The organism is Latilactobacillus sakei subsp. sakei DSM 20017 = JCM 1157, assembly GCF_002370355.1.
Lineage (GTDB): Bacteria > Bacillota > Bacilli > Lactobacillales > Lactobacillaceae > Latilactobacillus > Latilactobacillus sakei.
Map to the genome: position 1 here is coordinate 1058497 of NZ_AP017929.1, position 18949 is coordinate 1077445.

Here is an 18949-nt window from a genome sequence, read left to right on the forward strand (position 1 = left end):
GAGTTGAAGTCTATTAAGGAAATGTCGCTTAAAATCTACTAAAATCATAAAATAAGATGAACAAATAATTTATGTTTTAATTACTTTATTTTTATTTACCTAAATTAAGTGAGTGGTTTACGAAAAATCGTCTTAGTTTATGTCGATAGCAGAAACGTGCGGCATATAGGAGGTAAAACATGGATGCAACTAATAAGTCCGACCTAATCGGTGATTCATGGTCCGATTTTATGGAATTCGCAGGATTATACAGGTGGCTCATTAACAATTTGAGCGAATCGATGAACCGAGAAAGTCAAAAATACGGGTTATCATTTGATCAATTCTTAGTGATGCATGAAATTAAGAACAACGATAACGAAACAACAAACAGTGCTTTAGCAGATAAGATGCAAGTTAGTCGCTCTGCCATTTCACGCCAATGTCGTTCGTTACGGAAGATGGCCTTTATCGCTGAACAATCAGACGAAAAAGATCAACGTATTCGCCGTGTTCATTTAACTGAAAAAGGATTACAAGTTTATCATCACTTACTTTATTACTATTTAGATCTTTATAATGATCTCAAAAATGAAGTGGGTAAGGATAAAGTGGATGCTACTATCGGTCAAAGTAAAGAAATCTTTGAACGAATGGTATCAATGAACCTTAATCGACCAGACGCAAAATAATTGAAAGGAATCTTGGTAAGGATTTTTACCAGATTCCTTTTTTTGTACGGTCAAATCAGTATCGAGTCTTGCTTTTCTTTGTTAGAATAGAGGAAGCGACTTTACGAATTTAGGAGGAACACGATGGGTTCTCAAAAAAGTTTATTATTAATTGATGGTAACAGTGTAGCGTTTCGGGCGTTTTACGCGATGCACCAAGTGTTAGATAGTTTTACCAATCAAGATGGGTTACATACCAATGCCATTTATGCGTTTAAAAACATGCTAGATATTATTTTGAAACGGTTTGAACCAACACACGTCTTAGTGGCTTTTGATGCGGGCAAAACGACTTTTAGAACGGCACAGTTTGCCGACTATAAGGGCGGTCGTTCTAAGACGCCACCAGAATTAACGGAACAGTTTCCTTATATCAAGGAATTATTGCATGCTTATGGTATTCAGACGGCTGAATTAGCCAACTATGAGGCCGATGACATTATTGGGACGTTGGCGAGCCAAGCAGAACAAGACGGCTTTGTCGTCAATATTGTGACGGGTGATCGGGATTTAACGCAGCTAACGACGGATAAAACGACCGTTAATATCACAGTCAAAGGTGTCAACGATACAGAAGCCTACACACCGGAACATGTACAAGAAAAATTAGGCTTAGCACCTAGTAAAATCGTAGACTTAAAAGGTTTGATGGGTGATACCTCTGATAATTATCCGGGTGTCACAAAGGTCGGCGAAAAGACAGCGCTGAAACTCTTAACGGAATTTGGGAGCATCGAAGGGGTCTACGAAAATGTCGATGCAATGAAAAAGAGTAAGATGAAGGAACATCTGATTGAAGATCGTGATCAAGCCTTTATGAGCAAAAAATTGGCGACGATTTTGCGGGATGCACCGATCGAAACGACGTTAGCGGACATCACGTATGAAGGTCCCAACATCGATACGTTGATTGCTTTTTATCAAGAGATGAACTTTCAAAACTTTTTAAAGCAATTAAACGTGACACCAGAAGCAGTTAAACCGGCGGAAAACTATCAATATACCGTTTTGACGTTGGATAATTTAGAAACCGTTCAAGCGATTAAAACACCGGTTGCCTTCGGGATTGAAATGTTAACCGATAATTACCACACAGCCGATTTAATTGGTTTTTATATCGGCGCACCAGATCATTGGTATGTCAGTGATGATGTTGCACTACTAGCTGAACCAGTATTGAAGGATTGGTTGGAAGATGCGAGTCATCCTAAAGCAGTTTTCGATGTCAAACGGACGCAAGTCGCAGCTAATCGATTAGGTGTTCATTTAGCGGGCGTTAATTTTGATTTATTATTAGCATCTTATTTATTGAATACGACGAATAACAGCAACGATTTAGGGACGGTCGCTAATTTACACGAGTATCAAAATGTGCAAACAGACGAGGCCGTTTATGGGAAAGGTGCTAAACGGGCTGTTCCAACTGAACCAGCTTTGTTGTATCAACATTTGGTTCAAAAAGCGGCAGCCATTTATCATTTACAACCACAACTTGAAGAACAATTGAAGGAACATCAACAATTCGATCTCTTTACGGATATGGAATTACCATTGGCCCTCGTATTGGCGCAAATGGAAATAACCGGGATTCGGGTCGATGCCAGTCGCCTCCAACAAATGGGGTCAGAATTCAGCCAAACCTTGAAGATCTTGGAAGAAAAAGTTTACGCTGAAGCTGGCGAAACCTTTAACATTAACTCACCTAAGCAACTAGGCGTCATTTTATTTGAAAAAATGGGCTTACCAGTGATTAAGAAGACGAAGACGGGCTATTCAACCGCTGTTGATGTACTTGAACAATTACGGAAGGATGCACCAATTGTCCAAACAATTTTGGATTATCGTCAAATTGCCAAGATTCAATCAACGTATGTCGAAGGGTTATTGAAATCAATCCATCAAGATAATAAAGTCCATACGCGTTACTTACAAACCTTGACGCAAACTGGCCGTTTATCGTCGGTTGATCCTAACCTACAAAATATTCCAGTTCGTTTAGCAGAAGGCCGCAAGATTCGCCAAGCCTTTGTCCCAAGTCACCCAGACTGGCAAATGTTTGCTTCTGATTACTCGCAAATCGAATTACGGGTATTGGCACACATCTCAGGGGATGCCAACATGCAAGAAGCCTTTAAAGAAGACCGGGATATTCATGCAAATACAGCGATGAAGATCTTTGGCTTAAACAGTGCCGATCAAGTGACACCAGATATGCGGCGCCAAGCTAAAGCTACGAATTTTGGGATTGTTTACGGGATTAGCGATTATGGCTTATCTCAAAATATCGGCATTTCGCGGCAAGAAGCCAAACGCTTTATCGACGCTTATTTCGAACAATATCCAGGTGTTCAACAATTCATGGTTGATATTGTTAAAAAAGCGCGTGAAGAAGGCTATGTCGAAACGCTTTTCCACCGTCGTCGTTATTTACCAGATATTCACGCTAAGAACTTTAACCTCCGTTCTTTTGCAGAACGGACAGCGATGAATACGCCAATTCAAGGTAGTGCTGCGGATATTATCAAGGTGGCGATGATTTTAATGCAACAAGAATTGAAGAAGGCGAACTTGCAAGCCAGAATGTTATTACAAGTACATGATGAATTGATTTTTGAAGCACCAACTGAAGAAATACCAATCTTACAAAAATTAGTCCCAAGTGTGATGGATTCAGCCGTTAAATTAGCGGTGCCATTGAAGGTCGAAAGTGGTTTTGGCCCAACTTGGTACGATATTAAGAAATAAGGTGACGGAAAATGCCTGAATTACCAGAAGTCGAAAATGTCCGCCGGGGACTTGAAACCTTAGCGGTTGGTAAAACTGTTTCAGCAATCGATATTCGCTGGTCGAAAATCATTGTTAATCCAGATGAAGTCTTTACTGCTGGATTAGTGGGCCAACAGATTACAGCTGTTGATCGGCGGGGGAAATATTTACTAATTCGTTTTGGAGAACAGCTAACTGTTGTCAGCCATCTGCGAATGGAAGGTAAGTATGAAGTGGTCGCCAAGGAGGCACCGATTTCAAAACATACGCACGTGATTTTTGAATTCACGGATGGGCAACAGATGCGTTACCTAGATACGCGGAAGTTTGGGCGGATGCAGTTGATTGAGACCGGTCAGGAAAATACGGTAGCTGGCTTGAAGGACCTAGGGCCGGAACCAACACCGACGACCTTTTTAAAGGCGGACTTCTATCAACGGTTGCAAAAACATCACAAAGCTATCAAGCCATTGTTATTGGATCAAAAGGTTGTGACCGGTCTAGGCAATATTTATGTCGATGAAACGTTGTGGTTAAGCCATATTCATCCAGAAATACCAGCCAATGACTTGACGCGTGCTGAAACGGATCGCCTCCACGATGAGATTATTGCCGAATTAGAACTAGCGATTAATCATGGAGGGACGACGGTTAACACATTTTTGAACGCGACCGGTCATGCTGGCGCCTTCCAAGAAATGCTGCATGTTTACGGCAAAAAAGGGGTTCCTTGCGAACGATGTGGGACACCAATCGAGAAGATTAAAGTGGCACAGCGGGGGACGCATTTTTGTCCAAAGTGTCAGATTAAAAGGGATGCAAAATAATGACTTATTTCCTAGGCTTAACTGGTGGTATTGCTACCGGTAAAACAACTGTTTCGCAAATGCTAGCGCGACAAGGTATTCCTATTATTGATGGGGATCAAGTCGCACACCAAGTGTTGGCGGATAATCAAAGTGTGCAAGAACAGATTCAAGCCACTTTTGGGAAGCAGCTTGTGCAAAACGGTAAAGTTGATCGGGCAGCTTTGGGCAAATTGGTCTTTGGCAATCAAGCCGTATTAGCGCAACTCAACGCGATTACCGCACCGGTCATTCGGGAGACGATTATGACCGAGATGGCTCAGGCCAAAGCGCACCAAGTACCGCTAGTTGTTTTGGACTTACCGTTGTTATATGAACAGCACTACGAAACGGTTTGCGACGGGGTGTTAGTCGTTTATTTGCCGGTTGAAAAACAATTAGCGCGATTAATGGCGCGGAACCAATTAAGTCGCGAAGATGCTTTGAAACGGATTAACAGTCAAGCATCATTGGCTGAAAAACGGGATAGAGCAGACTTCGTGATTGATAACCAAGGCTCACTGGCTCAATTGAAAGCCCAATTAAAGACAGTTTTGGAAGGCGTGCACCATAAGTCGGGTATGTCCTGAGGATTAACACAGAATGGTGAATGATTGCTGGAAGCAATCGTTTGACATTCAGGGTTAACCGGAAGGATATGACTTATAGAACACGTTTATACCACCAATGTTCGGATACCGAAAAGGAGCTGAAGACAAAATTACTTTTGTCCCAGCTCCTTTTTTGATCTATTTGCACCATGCAGTAAATGCGCAAAAGTAACCTGGTGCGATAGTACTCTGAAACGTGGACTACCAACCTGATTCCTGTGGTTAGCGATGTCAGTCAAACAACCGATTGCATCGGTTATTCGCCTAACGCTGCTAATCCTCAGAATCAACCCGGTTGGTAACGCACGCTGGTTAAAACGTGCCTCTCGCATCAACTTTTTGTGCTTTACCACGGTGTGCGAACAATCGACTGTGTCGCTTATTCACACCACTCAGTAAATGCTCAAAAGTAACCCGGTGCGATAGGCACTCTGTTGCATGTCATGTTATAATATTGTTATACTGTCTGTTTAGAATAGTAAAATACAATTAATATTCCTTAAATTAAAAGATAAGAAGGTGTCTTTATGCTATGTCCACATTGCCATCAAAATAGTTCACGGGTAATTGATAGTCGACCAACAGATGAAGGACGCGTTATTCGGCGTCGTCGCGAATGCGAAAATTGTCAATTCCGGTTTACAACTTTTGAAAGGGTGGAGCAAACACCGTTATTAGTCATTAAGAAAAATGGGACCCGTGAAGAGTTTAACCGCGATAAATTATTACGTGGTTTAATCCGGGCTGCCGAAAAGCGACCTGTTACGATGGAACAAATGACTGAAATTGTTGATGAAGTTGAAAATAAAATCAGGGCATTAGGCGAAAACGAAGTATCGTCACAAGCTGTCGGCGAATACGTCATGGCCGTTTTACCAGGTGTCGACGAGATTGCGTATATTCGTTTTGCTAGTGTCTACCGTCAATTTAAAGACATGAATGTCTTTATGGCGGAATTGCAAGAAATGATGAAAAAAGAAAAGGCTAAAGACCAAGATTAGTCGAAAGGAGTTAGCGGATGTCAGATGCATTTGATTATTTAAGTCCTAAAGATGGGTTTATGGTGACAAAAGCTAACTATTTGAGCGATTTTGATCAAACAGTCGTCACCTATTTATACCAACCACTGATGGGGGCTGTCGCGTACAGTCTCTATCTTTTGTTATGGAGCCAATCAACACAGGCCAAGAGTCAAATGACTTTCCAAACGCATGCGACCTTGTTGAATTTATTAGGGGTTGATTTGCCGGCTTTTTATGACGCGCGCAATAAGTTAGAAGCGTTAGGCTTAATGCGGACTTATCAGAAGAATAACAATACGGGCCGCAATCTGGTGTATGAATTATACGCACCAATGCAGCCACATATTTTCTTCAATGATGATTTGTTGAGTGTCATTTTATACGAATCAGTCGGTGAGAAGCGGTTTATTGAATTGAGAGAGCATTTTAAACTACAACCAGTGCGCTCTAAGGAATACGAAGAGGTCACGAAGAACTTCTTGACGGTCTTCCACGTTCAAAATGATCATTTAACAACGGCCCCTACGGCAGTTGCTGAGGCACAAAGTACGTATCAACAAAAAAAGGCGCAAAAACCAAGTTTCACGTCAGTTGAGTTGCGCACTTTTGATTGGGCTTTATTACAAGAAGTGGTTGCACAGAATCAAATCGATACGGATGAAATTTTACGTAATGAGCAACGATTATTTAATTTGCATTATTTTTACGGATTAGACGAAATGGAATTGGGACGCTTAATCGGCCTCACCATGGATGTTGCCGACAGTCGGGTCAATATGGATGCGTTAGAACAAAACGTTTTGAATAATTATACGCGCCGACATAGCGTTCAAAATAACAGTGAACAACCGGCTAAAAAACCGCTTGAGACGCTACAAAAAGAATGGCAAAAAGCCGGCTTTAATGAAAAAGAAATGCAGTGGTTAACCGAAAGTCAGCAGTATTTACCAGTTGATTATTTGGAATATCTTAAGCAAAAAAATCATGGCTTTGTGGCGAAAAATGAAATTCGCGCATTACGTGACTTACAAAATCGCTATATCTTTAACAACGATGTTTTAAATATCTTAGTGGTTTACATCATTAGTCAGTATGAGGGCCTAACACAAGCTTTGTTAGATCGAATCGCCAATCAATGGGCGCAACAAGGGGTTAAGACGTCAGCTGACGCTATTTTACAAATCCGTGATTTCCAAACCAAACAAGAAACGAAACAAACTAAACGACAACCGCGCTATCAAGCCAAGACCAAGCAAGAAACTGTGCCTAAATGGGCCAAGTCTGATTATCAAGCGCCACAAACCACATCAAGTAAGGCGGATCAGCAAGAAATTGATCAATTACTCAAGAAAATCCGTGAAGGGCGGGAATCATAATGGAAAATATGGGCAAAGATTTAACCGACTATATGAACCGGCAACGCCTGAATCAACGCTTTAATAAATTGGTTGAAGAAGCCTTGCAAGATCCTGATGTGCAGGCCTTTATTCAGGCTAATCAGGCCGCCCTATCACAAGAAACAGTGGCGCGCAGTGCAGCTAAAATCTATGAATATGTCAATGAAAAAAAGAAAATTTTAAACGGTGAAACAACGTTGGCACCAGGTTATGCGCCTAAGTTGGTGTTGAGTAACCACTTTATCGATGTTAGTTATGAACCAACGGCGGATCTAGTTCAAAAACGCGCACAAGCCGAATTGAAGGCCCGTGTGAAGTCGATTAACATGCCTAAGGACATCGTTGAAGCGAGCCTCGCACAATATGATGCCAGTGAGCGCCAAGTGCCGTTAATCGAAGCGTTGAAGTTTGTCGAAGCTTACCGGCAAGCACCCACTGATTTTCATCAAGGCTTATATTTAAGCGGGCAGTTTGGTGTTGGTAAGACTTATCTACTGGGCGCAATCGCTAATGAATTAGCACTACAAGGCTTTGAAACGACGTTGATCCATTTCCCGACCTTTGCAGTTGAGATGAAAAATGCGATTGGCCAAAATAACGTCCTCGAAAAGGTCAACCAAATCAAAAAAGCACCAATTTTAATGATTGATGATATCGGTGCGGATGCCTTGAGTGCTTGGGTTCGGGATGAAGTATTAGGCATTATTTTGCAATACCGGATGCAAGAACAACTAGCGACTTTCTTCAGCTCTAATTTTACGATGAACGAATTGGAGAAACATTTAACAACCAGTCAGCGTGGCGATGAAGAACCGGTGAAGGCTGGTCGAATTATGCAACGCGTGCGTTATTTAGCCCGTGAGGTTGAAGTCAGCGGTCAAAATAGACGTTTACAATCAAATTAATACTTGCGTAAAGTCAGATTAAGTGTTTTAATAGAGTCAATCAACGATGAAAGATACCTTTTAAATGGCAATATTGATCAGGGAGAAAAACATAACTGAAAGTTTTTCATAAGGACATTTAATTGACCACTTTCTAGAGGCTTAAGTCAGTCGGGTCGTTTCCGTTAAAGACGCTTAAAGTTGGAGAATCAGTGTTTGATTCTCAATCTGGGTGGAACCGCGAAATCAATTCGTCCCTGAGGTGCATATTTGTATGCGTCTCAGGGACTTTTTTTATTGTTGATTACAAAAATAAGAAGGAGTGTTCAAGCATGGCAGAAATTCAATTAACTTTTCCAGATGGTGCTCAAAAAACATTTGAGCAAGCAACAAGTTTACTAGACGTTGCAAAATCAATCAGTACGAGCTTGGCAAAAAAGGCAATCGCCGGAAAATTTAACGGTGAAGTGGTTGATTTACAACAACCACTTTTGGAAGACGGGGCAATCGAAATCATCACTAAAGATGATCAAGCGGTTAACCTAACTGCCACTTGGCATACTGCAGCTTTCGTATTAGCTGCTACTTTAAGTCAACACTATCCAGAAATGCAATTTGGCGAAGTAATGGCAACCGAAGATGGTTTCTATTACGATACAGATAATGAAGCTGGCCAAGTTGCTGTAACAGATTTACCAGAAATCAAAACAGAAATGGCTAAATTAATCCAATCAGGTGAAGCAATTTCACGTGTCAGTGTTTCAAAAGATGACGCTAAGAAATTATTTGCCGGCCAAACTTATAAACTTGCTTTATTAGACGAAGTTGAAGCTGACCAAGTTTTAGTTTACCAATTAGGTGACTACTCAGACTTTAGCTTAGCACCAATGTTAGGTAAAGTCAGTGACGTTAAATTCTTCGAATTATTATCAGTTGCTGGTGCTTATTGGCAAGGTAAATCAAGTAACCAAATGTTACAACGGATTTACGGGACAGCTTATCCTAAACAAGAAGAACTTGATGCTGATTTGAAACGTCGTCAAGAAGCTAAGGAACGCGATCACCGTGTTATCGGTAATCAATTAGACTTATTCTTCGTTGATCCTAAGGTTGGCGCAGGCCTTCCTTACTGGTTACCAAATGGTGCTACAATTCGTCGTTCAATTGAACGTTACATCATTGACAAAGAAGTTGCTAATGGTTACGAACATGTTTACACACCAATCTTGGCTAACTTAGACTTGTACAAACAATCAGGTCACTGGGATCACTATCGTGAAGACATGTTCCCACCAATGGACATGGGCGATGGCGAAATGCTTGAATTACGTCCAATGAACTGCCCATCACATATCCAAGTTTACAAACATCACCCACGCTCATACCGTGAATTACCAATTCGGATTGCTGAACTTGGTATGATGCACCGTTATGAAAAATCAGGTGCACTTTCAGGCTTACAACGTGTCCGTGAAATGACTTTAAATGATGGTCACACATTCGTTCGTCCTGATCAAATTCAAGATGAATTTAAATCAATCTTAGGGCTAATGATCGATGTTTATGCTGACTTTAACATCAATGATTACACATTCCGTCTAAGTTATCGCGATCCTGCTAACACAGAAAAATACTTCGACGATGATGAAATGTGGAACAAAGCACAAGCGATGTTGAAGGGCGCTATGGATGATCTTGGCTTAGACTATGTCGAAGCTGAAGGCGAAGCTGCTTTCTACGGTCCTAAATTAGACGTTCAAACAAAGACGGCTATGGGGAATGAAGAAACACTTTCAACAATCCAATTAGACTTCATGTTGCCAGAACGTTTTGACCTACACTATGTTGGTGAAGATGGCGAAATGCATCGTCCAGTTATGATTCACCGTGGTTTAGTGTCAACAATGGAACGTTTCACAGCTTACTTAACAGAAATCTACAAGGGCGCTTTCCCAACATGGTTAGCACCAACACAAGCTGTTATCATTCCAGTTAAGAACGATCTTCACTATGATTACGCTAAAAACATCAAAGATGAAATGATCAAACGCGGTTTACGTGTTCGGATCGATGATCGTAATGAAAAAATGGGTTATAAGATTCGTGAAGCCCAAACAAGCAAGATTCCATATACATTAGTTGTTGGGGATCAAGAACTTGCACAAGCAACAGTTTCTGTCCGTAAATACGGTGAAGAAAATGCGGTTGAAGAAGCCTCAGACATGTTTATCAACGCAATCGTAGCAGAAGTTGGTAACTATAGCCGAGACGGCAAACAACACGCAAAGAAGATTAATCTATAAAGAGTGCGTTACAACTGATTGATTCTGAGCATTTGCACAGCCTAGCGAATAAGCGGTATTTACCGCTTATTTGATAGGTGACGCAAAGCGCAGGAATCAAGTTGTAAAAGCACGTTTCAAAAAGAGTGCGTTCAAAGCGGGTAGCTTCTGAGAATTAGCATTCTTAAAAAGGCGTTAAATCAATTTATTTTGATTTAACGCCTTTTTTTACGTCTTTTAGTTGTGCACAATTAAAAAAGAGGTATAATAATAGTTGTAAACGATTTCATAATTGATAATTAATGGGGGTTTTATTATGGCAACTGAAAAATATATGGCAGGTTCTGCAGAAAAAGCATTGGATATTATCAATCTCTATGAATTAGAGGAAGCCGCTGGTAAAGTTGTCCCTAAGGGCGGTTTTGGGTATATCTATAGTGGTGCAGGTGACCTCTATACCATTAATGAAAATATCACAGCATTTAATCATAAATATATCGCACCACGTGTCTTACAAGACATTGAAAATCCGGACACATCAACAGAAATTTTTGGTGATCACTTAACGTCACCAATTATTATGGCACCCGTTGCAGCGCACAAATTAGTCAATACACAAGGTGAAGCAGCAACTGCCAAAGGGGTGGCGGAATACGGCTCAATCTTAACCATGAGTTCATTTGCTTCAGCCAGCATTGATGATATGGCAACGGCAGCCGATGGTGGCCCACAATGGTTCCAACTTTATATGAGTAAAGACAATGATATTAACCGTAAAATTTTAGATGAAGCGATGGCCCACAACGTGAAAGCAATTGTTTTAACAGCTGACGCAACCGTTGGTGGTAATCGTGAAACTGACAAACGCAATCATTTTACATTCCCAGTTGGCTTACCAATTGTTGAAGCCTATCAAACAGGTGTCGGACAAACAATGGACGCCGTTTATAAGTCAGCTAAACAACGTTTGAATCCAAAGGATGTTGAATTCATTTCTGAATACACCCACTTACCAGTCTTTGTGAAGGGTGTTCAAACAGCAGAAGATGTTGAAATCGCCCTTCAAGCAGGCGCTAAAGGAATTTGGGTTTCAAATCACGGCGGTCGTCAATTAGATGGTGGCCCTGCAGCCTTCGATTCATTACACGTAGTCGCAAAAGCCGTTAATAAGCGGGTGCCAATCGTCTTTGATAGTGGCGTTCGTCGTGGCCAACACGTCTTCAAGGCCTTAGCAGAAGGGGCAGATATCGTTGCAATTGGCCGTCCTGTGATCTATGGTTTAGCATTAGGTGGTAGTATCGGTGTTAAGAACGTCTTTGAATATTTACAAAGGGAATTGGAACTCGTTATGCAACTTGCTGGTACGCATAATATTGATGAAGTGAAAGCAACACAATTAATCGATAATCACTATGGTAATTAATTTCTGAAAATCAGTTGGGATTACCTTGACTTTAAAACTTAAACCGAGTATACTTATTTTCGTTGAGAAATAAAGCAGAAGTTCCCGCTTCTCGCCTTAGTAGACACTTGATGTCTCTGGGCTGATAGTTTCTAATTCGGACGAATTAAGTTATCGAATAGCGGGCCTTTCTGTTGAAGGGGCCGTTTTTTTGGTGCTTAGCTGCATTTTCTCTCTAAATTTTATGGAGGTGAAGAGTCATAGCAAAAGATTTGATGGTTAACGATGGTATTCGTGCACGAGAATTACGTTTGATTGCTCAAGATGGCGAACAACTTGGTATCAAGAGTACACAGGATGCAATTGCATTAGCTGAACAAGCTAATATGGATGTTGTCTTGGTTTCACCAAACGCAAAACCACCCGTTGCTCGTATTATGGACTATGGTAAGTACCGTTTCGAGCTTCAAAAGAAACAACGTGATGCTCGTAAGAAGCAGAAAACCATTAGCCTCAAAGAGGTTCGTCTTAGTCCCACAATTGAACAAAATGACTTTAATACTAAGTTGAACAATGCACGTAAGTTCCTTGGCAAGGGCGATAAAGTGAAAGCTTCTATTCGTTTCAAGGGCCGAGCAATTACGCATAAAGAAATTGGTCAACGTGTATTAGAAAGACTTGCTAAAGAAACAGAGGACATCGCTAAAGTTACAGCACGTCCTAAAATGGATGGCCGTAGCATGTTCTTAATGTTAGAACCGCTTAAGGACCAAAAATAAAAATCTGTTTCTGATTTATTAGGAGGAAATATCATGCCAAAATTTAAGACACACCGTGCTTCAGCAAAACGTTTTAAACGTACAGGTAATGGCGGCCTAAAACGCAGCCACGCCTACACAAGTCACCGTTTCCACGGTAAGACTAAGAAACAACGTCGTCAATTAAGAAAATCTGGAATGGTTTCAAATAGCGATATGAGACGTATCCGTCAAATGTTATCAGGCCTTAAATAAGCCATAGCATTTTCGGATTCAAGTAAAAATTAGATCACTACAACAACGCTTTGACGTTGTTTGTTATTCAAGGAGGAAATTCTTATGCCACGTGTTAAAGGTGGAACAGTGACGCGCAAACGTCGTAAAAAGATTTTAAAATTAGCCAAGGGTTATCGCGGCGCTAAACATTTATTATTCAAATCAGCAAATACTCAAGTAATGGTTTCATACCGTTACGCATTCCGTGATCGTCGTCAACGTAAACGTGACTTCCGTAAGTTATGGATTGCTCGTATCAACGCTGCTGCTCGTATGAACGATATGTCATACAGCCAATTAATGCACGGTTTAAGAGTCGCTGAAATCGACATGAACCGTAAGATGTTAGCTGACTTAGCTGTTAACGATGCTGCTGCATTCACATCAGTTGTTGAAGCTGCTAAAGCTGCATTAAACAAATAATTAATAAGACCAAAAAAGAGTCTGGGACAAAACTTCGTTTTGTTCGAGACTCTTTCTTTATAAATTGCATTATTTTTAACGGGAAACGATGATTTTACCTGGTGCATGGTGACTTTCTAAAAGTTGATGGCCTTTGATGACGCCTTCAAGTGTGAAAGGTAATTCTTCAAGGACTGTGACGTGTAATAGGCCTTGATCAATAAGTTCACTTAAATCTTGAAGGGCTGTCAAATCAGGATAGTCACGGCGAGGATAGACAGATTGGTAAGTGACACCAGCCACTTGTTCTGCTTCACTTGGCATGATTGTTGTACTTGCAAAGAAACCATCTGGTTGGACAAGTTTATTCAATAATTCAGTTGATTTTGGATCGCGGCTGAGGTTGACAGCAATCTTGGCCGTTTGTTTAAAGTGACTTAAATCGCCTGGTTGGTCATAGGCGATTGTTTCTTGAACGCCAAATGATCGTAAATAATCAAGGTTTGAACTGTGTGCAATCGCAATGACGTTTAAATGAGCAGCTAGGCTGAGTTGAGTGAGTAAACTCCCAACAGCCCCGCTAGCGCCCATGATAGCGATTGTATCGCCATGTTTAAAGTTCGTAAAGTGCATTAACGTGTTATAAGCGGTAATACCAGCACTTGCGAGACCAGCAGCTTCAGCGATGCTGAGGCTAACAGGTTTGCGAATGATTTTGTTGGTTGAAGCTGTGACGAATTCGCTATAACCGCCGAGTGGGCGATGATTAATAACTAGTTCACCAATACGATAATCGGTAACGTCTGCGCCAAGCATTACAATTTCACCAACCACATCTGTCCCAGGGACGATTGGCATTGGTAAAGGACGCACTGTTTGTTGTGAACCGGTTCTAAGGGCAACATCGTAAGGGTTAAGCCCAAACGCGAGTACTTTAATCAAGACTTGATTTGCCTTTGGCACTGGTTGCGATTGATTCAATGTTTCAAAAACATCCGGTCCGCCAAAATGATTAAACCCAAATTTTTCCATAACAACACATCCTCTCAATTTCTTTAAACGTACCAGAAAAGCGCTTAAATGTCGATTAGTTTGACTTAGATTGTGAAGAAAGTGTTGAGAAAATTGAAAAGCAATTAGAATGGGCAAATAATTAACCTCGTAAAGGTGCAATTTATTACTAAATAACCTATAATTAGTCAGTGACTAGATTAAAGGAGACAAATGCATGCTAAAGAATTTTAAGCCAACTTGGATGGTTAATGCAATCTACGACTTAACACCAGAACAACTCAAAGCACAAGGCATTAAAGCCGTTTTGACGGATCTTGATAACACCTTAATTGCTTGGAATAACCCAAACGGCACGCCGCAACTCAAAGAATGGTTAGCACAAATGCAAGCCGCTGAGATTACGGTCATGGTGGTTTCAAATAATAATCAGCAACGGGTCCAACACGCGTTGGCCGAATTACAATTACCTTTTATCGCCAGAGCTAATAAGCCATTGGCGACTGGGATTGTGAAAGCTAAGAAGCAACTCGGTTTATCACGTCACGAAGTGGTGATGGTTGGGGATCAATTGATTACCGATATGCACGCAGGCAATATTGCCGGTGTCCGGACAATCTTAGTGAAACCAATTATTGATAGTGACGCTTGGAATACTTCTATTAATCGCTTTTTTGAAAAATATATTATGCAACAACTACTAAAAAAACACGCAGATTTAACTTGGCGGGAGGATTTAAATGACTGAAGAACAACAACAGACTGAAGAAGCACTATTTTGTATTGGTTGCGGTGCTCAGATTCAAACGACTGATAAGGAAGCACTAGGCTATACCCCTAATTCTGCCCTTAAAAAAGGATTGGAAACGGGTCAGCTTTATTGCCAACGCTGTTTCAGATTGCGCCATTATAATGAAATCAGTGATATCAAGTTAAACGATGATGATTTTTTAGCGTTACTCAACCAAATCGGTGATAGTGATGCTTTAATCGTCAACGTTGTGGATATCTTTGACTTTAACGGGAGCTTGATTCCCGGATTACACCGTTTCATCGGTGATAACCCAGTAATCTTGGTCGGCAATAAGGTCGATATCTTACCAACAGCCCTTAATCCTAACCGCGTCATCAACTGGATTCAAAAAGAAGCCAAGGAACATGGCTTACATCCAATTGAAACCATGTTGGTCAGCGCTAAAAAAGGGAACTCAGTCGATGACTTACTAGCAGTTATCGAACGGGAACGAAAAGGTCGCGACGTATACGTGGTTGGGGTAACTAACGTTGGTAAATCAACGCTAATTAACCGCATCATCAAACAAACTGGGATTTTGGACAGCGACGTGATTACAACGTCACAATTCCCAGGAACAACGTTGGATCGGATCGATATTCCATTATATGAAGATGATCATGCTTTAATTGATACACCAGGGATTATTCATGCGCAACAAATGGCGCATTACTTACATGATAAGGATCTTCGTTTGATTGCCCCACAAAAGCAAATCAAGCCTAAAGTTTATCAATTAAATGAACAACAAACGCTATTTTTAGGCGGCTTGGCACGTTTTGATTATCTTCAAGGGCCTCGTCACGGTTTTGTTGGTTACTTTGATAATGAACTTTACATCCACAGAACAAAATTAGAAAATGCGGATAATTTCTATGTTAGACAGTTAGGTGATTTATTACAGCCACCTCATCCAGAAGACTTAGCGGATTTTCCAGACTTACAACGTTATGAATTTTCAACAAAAGAAAAAAGTGATTTAGTCTTCGCCGGTTTAGGCTGGATTACATTACCAGAAAATGTGGTTGTCGCAGGGTACGCACCAAAAGGCGTTTCAGTGATGATCAGAAAAGCACTTATTTAGGTTAGCGAAGGGAGTAACGCGCGTGTTAACAGGTAAACAAAAGCACTATCTTAGAGGATTAGCGCAAACAACAAAACCATTATTCCAATTAGGTAAGAATGGTTTGTCAGAAGCTTATTTCGAACAAATCGAAGAAGCTATCGAAAAACGAGAATTAATCAAGATTAATTTATTGCAAACAACAGAGGTAACGGTTGATGAATTAGCCAACTTCTTGAAGCAACATGATAATCGGATTGAAATTGCCCAAAAAATTGGCCGGACATTGGTCATTTATAAGGCATCACGTAAAGAAAAATACCAAAAAATTTCAACGATTGTTACTAAGCTCGGACGTTAATAAGGCGGTGATGAGATGCAAAATGCAACATTAAAAAAAGTGCACGGTGTATCAGAGTCAAAACCGTCTGTCTTAGTTGTCGAAGATAAACAACGACAACAGGTTGGTATCATGGGTGGCACCTTTAACCCACCACATTTAGGCCATCTCATCATGGCTGAACAAGTGGGGACGCAATTAGGTTTGGATAAAGTTTTATTCATGCCGGATGCGACCCCGCCACATGTCGATACCAAAAAAACGTTACCCGCCAAACATCGCGTTGAGATGGTCAAACGGGCGATTGCCGATAATCCACTTTTTGAATTATCAATGGCTGAAATTGAACGCGGTGGTGTCAGTTATACGTATGACACAATTGTGGCGTTAAAGAAACAATACCCCAATACGGATTTTTATTTCATCATCGGTGGCGATATGGTCGATTATTTACCGACTTGGCACCGGATTGATGACTTAGTGCAACTCGTGCAGTTTGTTGGCATTCAACGAACAGGCTATAGTCGCCAAACGCCTTATCCAGTATTGTGGGTTGATGCACCACTTGTCGATATTAGTTCAACTCAGATTCGCAATAAGGTGCAACAGGGTTGTTCAATTCGCTACTTAGTACCGACTAAAGTGGCGGATTATATTGAGGAAGAAGGGTTATACCGTGAGTGATTTTACTTACCAAGAAAATATTGTGCCGTATTCACGCGCAGAACTAGCGCAAAAAGTGGCTGCCAATTTATCTGAGGGCCGTTTTCAACATTGTTTACGCGTTGAAGAGACTGCGATTAAGCTCGCTGAGCTTAATCATGCCGATGTTGAACGGGCAGCGATTGCTGGTTTGGTGCATGATTATGCCAAGCAATTACCAGACGAAGTCTTTATTGAAGCGATTCATGAAGCTGGCTTTGATCCGGAATTGTTACAATACGGTAATGCAATTTGGCACGGTGTCGTCGGTGCTTACTTCATCGAACGTGACTTAGGCATTCACGACGAAACAATTTTAAACGCGGTCCGTCGCCACACGATTGGCGCCCCAGAGATGACAGTCATTGATCAAATCTTATTTGTTGCTGACTTCATCGAACCGGGTCGTGATTTTCCAGGCGTGGCACAAGCGCGGGAAACTGCCTTCGCTGATTTAGCGGCTGGCGTGCGGTTTGAAATTTTAAATACGTTGACCTTTTTAATTGAAGGGCAAAAGAAGATTTATCCTAAAACAATTGACACATACAATGCTTGGGTGCCAACTCAAGCCCATTAAAGGAGAACATTAGTGAAAAGTTTAGACTTATTAAAAATTGCTGTTAAAGCAGCAGACGGTAAAAGAGCAGAAGATATTGTGGCATTAAACATGGAAGGTATCAGTTTATTAGCTGATTATTTCGTAATGATGACTGGTTCTTCAGAACGCCAATTAGACGCCATTGTGGACGCTATTGAAGATGCTGAAGAAGAAGCTGGTTTGATGGTTAAGAAAATTGAAGGTAAAAAAGGTTCACGTTGGATCTTAATGGATTTTGGCGACCTTGTCATCAATGTCTTCATGCCAGAAGAACGTGCATTATACAACCTTGAAAAATTATGGGATGAAGCACCAATGGTTGATGTTTCAGAATGGTTAACAGAAGAATGATTTACCAAAGTTTCGCAACGGTCTATGATCGCTTAATGGATCATGAATTATATGGTCAATGGCGCGATTACACATTACAAACGTTGCAAAATCAACACCGCGTTTTAGAGCTCGCTTGTGGGGCTGGCGATTTAGCGATCCTTTTAAAGCAAGCAGGACTGGACGTTGTTGGCTTGGACCTTTCAACAGAAATGTTGAGTATTGCGTCTGAAAAAGCGACTGAAGCGGGCGTCAGTTTCCCATTACTTCAAGGCGACATGTTAGATCTTAGTGAAGTGGGCACATTTGATGCGATCACTTGTTTTGACGATTCAATCTGCTACATGCAAGATTTGGATCAGGTCCAACAAGTCTTTAAACAGGTTTATCAACAACTGGTAGAGGGCGGTCAATTCTTATTTGATGCGCATTCACTCTATCAAATGGATGTTTTATTCCCCGGTTTTATGTATAATGATCGGACCGAAGAAACGGCCTTTATGTGGACGAGTTATGAAGGCGAAGTGCCTCATTCAGTTGAACATGATTTAACCTTCTTCGTTTGGGACGAACAACTTGGTGGTTACCAAGAATTAAACGAATTACATCATGAACGGACGTATCCAATGGCTGACTTTGTGGCGGCTTTAGAAGCGGTGGGCTTTAAACAAATTAAAGTCAGCGCTGATTTTGGTCAAGAAGCGGTTCAAGATGACAGTGTTCGTTGGTTCTTTAGCGCAGTTAAATAGAGGTTAGT

Annotated in this window: 20 protein-coding genes and 1 other annotated feature; of the genes, 19 read left to right on the forward strand and 1 reads right to left on the reverse strand. The window is 41.0% G+C overall.

Annotated elements, in window-relative coordinates; genetic code table 11:
- The first annotated feature begins 179 nt into the window (after positions 1–179).
- From LEUCM_RS05265 to rplT, 12 genes are all read left to right on the forward strand, one after another.
- Positions 180–671 (forward strand): transcriptional regulator, SarA/Rot family, encoded by a 492-nt coding sequence (locus tag LEUCM_RS05265; protein ID WP_011375100.1) that lies wholly within the window; start codon positions 180–182, stop codon positions 669–671.
- Between the two features lie 123 nt (positions 672–794).
- Entirely contained in the window at positions 795–3455 is a 2661-nt protein-coding gene (polA, locus tag LEUCM_RS05270; RefSeq protein WP_025016033.1) for a DNA polymerase I, read from the forward strand.
- Between the two features lie 11 nt (positions 3456–3466).
- A complete protein-coding gene (gene mutM / locus LEUCM_RS05275; RefSeq protein WP_025016032.1) occupies positions 3467–4303 on the forward strand; it encodes a DNA-formamidopyrimidine glycosylase in 837 nt (278 codons plus the stop codon).
- Entirely contained in the window at positions 4303–4911 is a 609-nt protein-coding gene (coaE, locus tag LEUCM_RS05280; RefSeq protein WP_025016031.1) for a dephospho-CoA kinase, read from the forward strand. Before mutM ends, coaE begins: the two co-directional genes overlap by 1 nt.
- A gap of 548 nt (positions 4912–5459) precedes the next feature.
- Entirely contained in the window at positions 5460–5933 is a 474-nt protein-coding gene (gene nrdR, locus LEUCM_RS05285) for a transcriptional regulator NrdR (protein ID WP_016265454.1), read from the forward strand.
- Positions 5934–5950: 17 nt separating this feature from the next.
- Complete coding sequence (locus LEUCM_RS05290; RefSeq protein ID WP_025016030.1) at positions 5951–7330, forward strand: replication initiation and membrane attachment family protein; 1380 nt, start codon at positions 5951–5953, stop codon at positions 7328–7330.
- A complete protein-coding gene (gene dnaI, locus LEUCM_RS05295; protein WP_016265452.1) occupies positions 7330–8256 on the forward strand; it encodes a primosomal protein DnaI in 927 nt (308 codons plus the stop codon). Before LEUCM_RS05290 ends, dnaI begins: the two co-directional genes overlap by 1 nt.
- Positions 8257–8567: 311 nt before the next feature.
- Positions 8568–10538 carry a threonine--tRNA ligase gene (gene thrS, locus LEUCM_RS05300; RefSeq protein ID WP_025016029.1) on the forward strand — a complete coding sequence of 657 codons (1971 nt, stop codon included), beginning with the start codon at positions 8568–8570 and terminating at the stop codon, positions 10536–10538.
- A 295-nt stretch (positions 10539–10833) separates the two neighbouring features.
- The gene (locus LEUCM_RS05305) at positions 10834–11940 is read left to right on the forward strand and encodes an alpha-hydroxy-acid oxidizing protein (RefSeq protein WP_056936427.1); all 1107 of its coding nucleotides are present in this window, start codon (positions 10834–10836) and stop codon (positions 11938–11940) included.
- Positions 11941–12006: 66 nt separating this feature from the next.
- Positions 12007–12138, forward strand: a sequence feature (ribosomal protein L20 leader region).
- A gap of 56 nt (positions 12139–12194) precedes the next feature.
- A complete protein-coding gene (gene infC, locus LEUCM_RS05310) occupies positions 12195–12698 on the forward strand; it encodes a translation initiation factor IF-3 (RefSeq protein WP_011375091.1) in 504 nt (167 codons plus the stop codon).
- A gap of 33 nt (positions 12699–12731) precedes the next feature.
- Positions 12732–12932: a 50S ribosomal protein L35 gene (gene rpmI / locus LEUCM_RS05315; protein ID WP_004265303.1), complete on the forward strand. Its 201-nt coding sequence runs from the start codon at positions 12732–12734 to the stop codon at positions 12930–12932.
- An 84-nt stretch (positions 12933–13016) separates the two neighbouring features.
- On the forward strand, positions 13017–13376 hold the full coding sequence (gene rplT, locus LEUCM_RS05320) for a 50S ribosomal protein L20 (RefSeq protein ID WP_011375090.1): 360 nt from the start codon (positions 13017–13019) through the stop codon (positions 13374–13376).
- Positions 13377–13451: 75 nt separating this feature from the next.
- Here the strand turns inward: rplT and LEUCM_RS05325 are convergent, their stop codons facing one another.
- A complete protein-coding gene (locus tag LEUCM_RS05325; RefSeq protein WP_025016028.1) occupies positions 13452–14387 on the reverse strand; it encodes an NADP-dependent oxidoreductase in 936 nt (311 codons plus the stop codon).
- A gap of 196 nt (positions 14388–14583) precedes the next feature.
- On the opposite strand from LEUCM_RS05325, the gene LEUCM_RS05330 reads away from it, so the two are divergent.
- Genes LEUCM_RS05330 through LEUCM_RS05360 form a run of 7 tightly spaced genes read left to right on the forward strand, consistent with a single transcriptional unit; the run spans position 14584 to position 18941 of the window.
- Positions 14584–15114: a YqeG family HAD IIIA-type phosphatase gene (locus tag LEUCM_RS05330; RefSeq protein ID WP_016265448.1), complete on the forward strand. Its 531-nt coding sequence runs from the start codon at positions 14584–14586 to the stop codon at positions 15112–15114.
- A complete protein-coding gene (yqeH, locus tag LEUCM_RS05335) occupies positions 15107–16243 on the forward strand; it encodes a ribosome biogenesis GTPase YqeH (protein ID WP_011375087.1) in 1137 nt (378 codons plus the stop codon). Before LEUCM_RS05330 ends, yqeH begins: the two co-directional genes overlap by 8 nt.
- Before the next feature lie 22 nt (positions 16244–16265).
- Positions 16266–16583 (forward strand): YhbY family RNA-binding protein, encoded by a 318-nt coding sequence (locus tag LEUCM_RS05340; RefSeq protein ID WP_011375086.1) that lies wholly within the window; start codon positions 16266–16268, stop codon positions 16581–16583.
- A gap of 15 nt (positions 16584–16598) precedes the next feature.
- Positions 16599–17246, forward strand: coding sequence for a nicotinate-nucleotide adenylyltransferase (locus tag LEUCM_RS05345; protein WP_016265447.1), 648 nt, complete (start codon positions 16599–16601; stop codon positions 17244–17246).
- The gene (gene yqeK, locus LEUCM_RS05350) at positions 17239–17841 is read left to right on the forward strand and encodes a bis(5'-nucleosyl)-tetraphosphatase (symmetrical) YqeK (protein WP_016265446.1); all 603 of its coding nucleotides are present in this window, start codon (positions 17239–17241) and stop codon (positions 17839–17841) included. Before LEUCM_RS05345 ends, yqeK begins: the two co-directional genes overlap by 8 nt.
- 12 nt (positions 17842–17853) lie before the next feature.
- On the forward strand, positions 17854–18213 hold the full coding sequence (rsfS, locus tag LEUCM_RS05355) for a ribosome silencing factor (RefSeq protein WP_011375083.1): 360 nt from the start codon (positions 17854–17856) through the stop codon (positions 18211–18213).
- Positions 18210–18941 carry a class I SAM-dependent DNA methyltransferase gene (locus tag LEUCM_RS05360; protein ID WP_025016027.1) on the forward strand — a complete coding sequence of 244 codons (732 nt, stop codon included), beginning with the start codon at positions 18210–18212 and terminating at the stop codon, positions 18939–18941. The genes rsfS and LEUCM_RS05360 overlap by 4 nt, the downstream gene beginning before the upstream one ends.
- Positions 18942–18949: the final 8 nt, after the last annotated feature.